Source organism: uncultured Capnocytophaga sp., from assembly GCF_938029845.1.
Lineage (GTDB): Bacteria > Bacteroidota > Bacteroidia > Flavobacteriales > Flavobacteriaceae > Capnocytophaga.
Map to the genome: position 1 here is coordinate 1 of NZ_CALHGG010000020.1, position 5,555 is coordinate 5,555.

At 41.7% G+C, this 5,555-nt stretch carries 8 protein-coding genes; 4 read left to right on the forward strand and 4 right to left on the reverse strand.

The annotated features are described in order from the left end of the window. From Q0625_RS01345 to Q0625_RS01360, 4 genes are all read left to right on the forward strand, one after another. Positions 1 to 446: phage protein Gp36 family protein (locus Q0625_RS01345; protein ID WP_366125059.1), on the forward strand; the 446-nt coding region annotated here is incomplete at its 5' end. Positions 447 to 448: 2 nt separating this feature from the next. Beyond that, the gene (locus Q0625_RS01350) at positions 449 to 940 is read left to right on the forward strand and encodes a phage morphogenesis protein (protein WP_298823103.1); all 492 of its coding nucleotides are present in this window, start codon (positions 449 to 451) and stop codon (positions 938 to 940) included. Continuing rightward, positions 940 to 2,190 (forward strand): DUF935 family protein, encoded by a 1,251-nt coding sequence (locus tag Q0625_RS01355; protein WP_298823104.1) that lies wholly within the window; start codon positions 940 to 942, stop codon positions 2,188 to 2,190. The genes Q0625_RS01350 and Q0625_RS01355 overlap by 1 nt, the downstream gene beginning before the upstream one ends. A gap of 77 nt (positions 2,191 to 2,267) precedes the next feature. Next, on the forward strand, positions 2,268 to 3,485 hold the full coding sequence (locus Q0625_RS01360; protein ID WP_298823105.1) for a phage minor head protein: 1,218 nt from the start codon (positions 2,268 to 2,270) through the stop codon (positions 3,483 to 3,485). A 112-nt stretch (positions 3,486 to 3,597) separates the two neighbouring features. Here Q0625_RS01360 and Q0625_RS01365 read toward each other — a convergent pair whose 3' ends face one another. The 4 genes from Q0625_RS01365 to Q0625_RS01380 all read right to left on the reverse strand — a co-directional run bounded on the left by Q0625_RS01365 (position 3,598) and on the right by Q0625_RS01380 (position 5,334). Then, positions 3,598 to 3,798: a hypothetical protein gene (locus tag Q0625_RS01365; protein ID WP_298823106.1), complete on the reverse strand. Its 201-nt coding sequence runs from the start codon at positions 3,796 to 3,798 to the stop codon at positions 3,598 to 3,600. A gap of 94 nt (positions 3,799 to 3,892) precedes the next feature. Continuing rightward, entirely contained in the window at positions 3,893 to 4,348 is a 456-nt protein-coding gene (locus tag Q0625_RS01370) for a DUF6633 family protein (RefSeq protein WP_298823107.1), read from the reverse strand. 7 nt (positions 4,349 to 4,355) lie between these two features. After that, a complete protein-coding gene (locus tag Q0625_RS01375; RefSeq protein WP_298823108.1) occupies positions 4,356 to 4,916 on the reverse strand; it encodes a hypothetical protein in 561 nt (186 codons plus the stop codon). 10 nt (positions 4,917 to 4,926) lie between these two features. Beyond that, positions 4,927 to 5,334, reverse strand: a complete 408-nt coding sequence (locus tag Q0625_RS01380) for a hypothetical protein (RefSeq protein ID WP_298823109.1) — start codon at positions 5,332 to 5,334, stop codon at positions 4,927 to 4,929. Between the last annotated feature and the right edge of the window lie 221 nt (positions 5,335 to 5,555).

The following is a 5,555-nucleotide window of genomic DNA, read 5'->3' on the forward strand; positions in this document are numbered from 1 at the left end:
TAATCATTAGTAACGTGTATTTAACCAAAGAAGAACTCAAAACCGTAGCCACCAAAGAGGTAATAGACCTTATCACCCAAGGCGACGAGCAGATAGTAACAGAAATCATTGCCGAAAGCATAGACCTAATAGCTTCTTACTTGTACAAGTATTACGATACCGAAGCTATCTTTGCCAAAGAGGGAGATGAGCGCAGCAAGATACTACTGAAGTACCTCAAGGATATTGTTATCCATGAAATCTATATAAGACGAACTAAAACCCTCAACCAAGTGGCAAAGCTTAGGTATGACGAGGCTATGTTATGGCTTGAAAAAATAGCCAAAGGAGAAATAGAAGTCTCCCTACCCAAGCGCCTCAAAGACACCGATGGCGACGGCACCCCCGATACACCCACCCCTTTTATGAAGCTCGGAGGGCGAAAAACCTATAAAAACCACTGGTGATTATGGCTAACAACAACTTTACAGAACTCCGCCGAAACCTCGAAGTCCTCGCACGATTAGTGAAAGAGGATATCCCTATTGTACTTAAAACAGAAGGACTCAAGTTTATTCAAAAGAACTTCCAAGATGAGGGGTTTAATGATGAGGGCTTACAGAAGTGGCAACCTCGCAAAACTACCGATACACGAGGACGAGACCTTACTCGTTACCGCTCGGATAGGGTAGGCAAAAAGGGCACCCTTACCCCCTTTGGCAAGCGTAACCAGGGGCGAGCTATCCTTACAGGATACAACTCTGGAGGCAACAAGTTACGACACTCATTTATGGCACGTGTAGAGAAAATGCAGGTTACCTTCTACACTCATAAGGAGTATGCCTTAAGACACAACGAGGGCTTAAAAGGTATGCCTAAGCGCCAATTTATAGGCGACTCCAAAACCTTATTCAACAATGTCAAAAAGGAAATAGACCGTTTATTCAATCAATTAAAATAATGGCAAAGCAACCCCATAAACAACGTATAGAAAAGAGTGTTACCCTTAGTGGCAATGTACTTAATAAGAAGGTACATTTGGGCAAAAATACGGCTCAAAACATTCAGCAGGTAACCAATCTGATGGTGGATATCATCAAAAGACAACGCAGGCTATGGCGTACCGAACTCAACCATTGGCACTCGGCACGTTATGCCCGCTATAGTGTGGACTACCCACGTACTTACCCATTGGAGGAGGTATACCAAGATGTACTCCTCGACGGACACCTTACTGGTATCACTGAAAACCGTACCCTACGAACTACCAATAAGGACTACATTATCGCTGTCGATGAAATTAAGGACGATACCCTAACCGAGTATATCAAGGATAAACAATGGTTTGAGGACGTGATCGAGTTCGCTCATCAAAGCATCTATCATGGGCATTCACCTATATGGCTCAAAGAGGTAACCAAGGGTGAAATCAAAGCGGTAGAGCTTATTGATAGAGGCTTGGTAATTCCCGAAAAGCACGTACTGCTCAAAGACTACGATGCAACCACTGGCATAGACCTACGCGATGTACAAGAAGTAGTATTAGTAGCACGATTCTACAAGCATTCGGGGTTACTCGAAAAAGCGACTCCTTATGCTATCCTCAAGCGCCATTCATGGGGCAGTTGGGACGAGTTCGAGGAGCTGTTTGGTATCCCTATACGTATAGCTAAAATCGCCTCACAAAGTGATAGTGTAAAAGAGGAAGTTGCCCAGTGGTTGGAGGAAATGGGTTCAGCTTCGTATGGCGTTTTTCCTATTGGTACAGAAGTAGATATTAAGGAGAATAGCAAAGCCGATGCTTTCCAAGTGTTTTACCGCAAGATTGAAGCGTTGGATAAAGAACTCTCCAAACTCGTACTTCACCAGACAATGACTACCGAAAACGGCAGTAGCAAGGCACAAGGAACGGTACACGAGAACACTTTGGAGGAGGTTGTCTATGCCGACGAAAAGAAGATGTTGGCTTTCCTCAATAACCAACTTTTGCCCGCTATGCGTGTCATTGGCTACTCTATACCCGACAATGCCAAAATAGCCGTAGAAAAAACCACAGACCCTAACAAGCAAATCACTATAGACGGGGTACTCTTAGGGCGTGGCTATATCCTTACCCAAGACTATATAGAGCGTACTTATGGGGTGGAAATAGAAAGTATGCCTACCTCTACCTTTGGAGGAAGTAGTGAGGGCGAGTCAAAAAAAGCCTAAGCCTACTCAAGTTACACTATCACACCCATTGTTGCCCCGAGCATGAGCCTATAAAGCTCAGCAAGGAAGACAACGACTTGAGTAGGCTTATTGAGGAGTATATTCGTATGGTTTTCCAAGAAAGAGGTGTTAGCGAACCCCTATCGGAAAAGCTATGGAGGTATTATTATAAGCACCTCTCTAAAGCGGTAGAAGTAGGCTATAGCCCCAACATAGAACAAACAAACCCCGATTTGGTTAGTAGCCTCAAGCACAATATAGCTACCTTCTCAGCTTTCAAAGAAACGAGCTTCAAGCAGCAGATAGAGCAGGCCCTTACCAAAGACGGGCGTGTACTCCCTTGGAATGAATTTAAAAAGGAAGCTGAAAAGCTCGACACGCTCTACAACAAGCGTTGGCTACAAACCGAGTACAACCAAACAGTAGCCAATGCCTTATCAGCACAAAAGTACGAGGAGTATATAGCCAATAAGCGCATATACCCTAACCTTACTTATCACGCGGTACACGATGAGCGAACTCGTGAAACACACCGTGCCTGGGATGGGCTTACGCTACCTGTGGAGCATTCTTTTTGGCAAACACACCTACCTCCTAATGATTGGGGCTGTCGTTGCTATGTAGAGCCTACTGCTGACCCAGTAACAGAAGGAGTACGTACAGAAGAGGTACCCATAAAAGAAGCCTTTGCTAATAACCCTGCGCTTTCGGGTGAGATATTTCCCGTGATACCATACGCCAAAGGAATGAGCGAAAAAGTCGTTAAGGAAGTAGGAAAGCAGGTAGAAAAACGATTGGAAAAGCTCGGAGAACACTATATTGAAAAGGTGATAAAAGAATACCCTAATGGAGGAAAGATTATTATTTCTAACCTTGTAAATACGGAGGGGTCAGACTATGAACGTGTATATAACTGTTGCGACTTTTTCGCTAAGCAAGGCAAAGAAACAATCATACTACCAAGGTTTAACTCACCATTGAAGAATGAGCTTTATCAGCAACTTTATGCCGATTTGCAGGGAACCCCTTATTGGGGCAAATGTCCCGACTTTAAAGTAGGAAATAAGTTCTATGAGCACGAAGGACATAACAATTCGACAAAGAGTGTGTCAAATATGATAAAAAGAGGGTTAAAACAGTCTGATTGTATTGTGGTAGACTATGATGAGCAACTTTATACTATTGGACACCTTAAAAAACTTATTAAATTTAGCATTAAAGAGGGAAAACAGATAAGTGAAGTATGGATATTAAAAGGAGGTGGAGAGTTAGAAAAGATAGAGTTCTTACAATAAACCCGAACGCCTATGAAAAGATAAATCTTAACATAGGCGTTGGTATCGCCGAATCCGCAGAATCGACATTGCAAAAGTACAACTATTTTTTTAACTACCAAAACTTTTTCAATTATTTTTCTGCATAGATACCTTCATAGAAGACTATCGCCTCCACTGTACGAGGGGAAAGATACATCTGCGCAGCTACTTCTGCTATAATAGCTTCCGCTCTCCATTGGGGGTGACGACCACTAAGGCTCTCAAAGAGTTTTCGCACGCACTCATTACGCTGTTTTAGTCGTTCTTTTCGCTGTATTGTATAGGTCTTCATAATAATGTTTTTCCTGTGCAAAATTAAAAAAACACCCACTTATTTCCAAATTGGATTTTAGCGGGTGTTCATCAAAATATAAAAATGACACAAATCAAAACTTTCTTATCTTCTTATACCAGCGAGTAATCTCATCATCATAGCTTTCGGTTCGGTTTTCTTGATAACGGAAGCTCTCATGGGCTTGTTGGCTTTCACTGGTTACTACCTCGGTACGTTCCTGTTCATACTTTCGGAAAATACTCATCAGTTTAGGCATACTGATACGCTCATATAGCTCGCCAAACTCCCCCGATACAATTCGCTTGAAGATAAGCGACAGCTCCGATATCTTCAAAAAATGGTAGTCCGTGATGATTTGTTCCGTACATAAGGTTATTTGCGCTTCGGAGAGGGGATTTTTTAGATTTAGCAGCTCGTTAAGCTCAATAAGCCATAGGGCGATGTAGCTTCTTAAAAATGCTTGTCCCTTACCCTTTTTAATCTCTACCAAACTTACAGTATTACGGCTTAGGGCATCACTTACCCCCTTGATTGTTACACTGTGCATAAGGCAGTTATTCGGCGAATAAACCCTCAAAAACTCTTCGTTTGAAATCGTTGCTAACGCTTGATTTTGCCTTACTATTACCTCGTTTTGCATTTTGCAGAATCTTATTAAGTTGTGAATTTATATACTTTAAGTCTGTATTCCTTTGGTGGAATTCGTCTAACTTTTGCCAGTTCTGTAGCAGGTACTGCCAAGTGGATAAGGCCTCTGTTTCATCAGCTGAATTATTCGTAAGGTAGGTGATGATTTGCTTGAGGGCTTTTCCGTCTACTCCAGTGAATTTGGGAGCAAATCCAAATAATCTGTTATAGAAAGCAAACCATTCGTCTAAGAACAAAGCATATAAGCTCGGAGGGTTCGCCTCTTCCTCTCGGTAGGTTACCCTATCTCCCCAACTGCCTTGCCACTCATCTATAAGACTTTCTAATGGCGGAATAAGCAGGCCTATTTGTTTGAGGTACTCGCCCTCCAAAGTGCCTTTTTTTACCTCTAACTTAGAGAATTTGCCACCTTTATAGGTCAGTTTCACGACTACTGCACAACTGCGTATGGTTACTATATAGGTCATTTTTTAATGATTAATGGTTAATGATTAATTGCCAGCTATTGATTGGTATGCTATCGGGCTCTTGAATATTGTAGAACTTGTATATATCTGCTCTTATTTTACTTGCGATAAGCTCTCTTTCCTCTTCACTGACCTGCTTTCTGTCCGAATAGCTGTTGTACTGTATAGCGAGTTCTGGAGATTTTTTAAAGAGTCTATCTTCTAAAAACAACTCATAATAGATGTAAGTATATCTGCTATTAGGAGCATCGGAAGCCTCTTGTTCTGTTTGGTAACGAGTATATATTACTTTCATAGCTTGATTTATTCTAACCTCGTTTTTCCAATACCAAGAGTTCTCATAGACAATAACAATAGCGGGCTTTTTTACGGCTTTTTTTGTGAGCTTACGAAGCCCATACCACACTCTTAATCTCATTAGGTTTCTACTTTTTTTTAGTGAGTTTTTTCCCACAATCTTGGCAAAAAACAGCAGTCATCTCTACGGTACAATGCCCTCCTATTGTGCGCAACACTTGGTGCTTGTGGGGACATTTGTTACTGGTCACTTGTCTTTTGTCGCTTCTTCTTTTCATATCGTTTTTCAATTATTTTTTCTAACGCTCCTATTACCTTACTGACTTCCTTAGTAGTCATTTC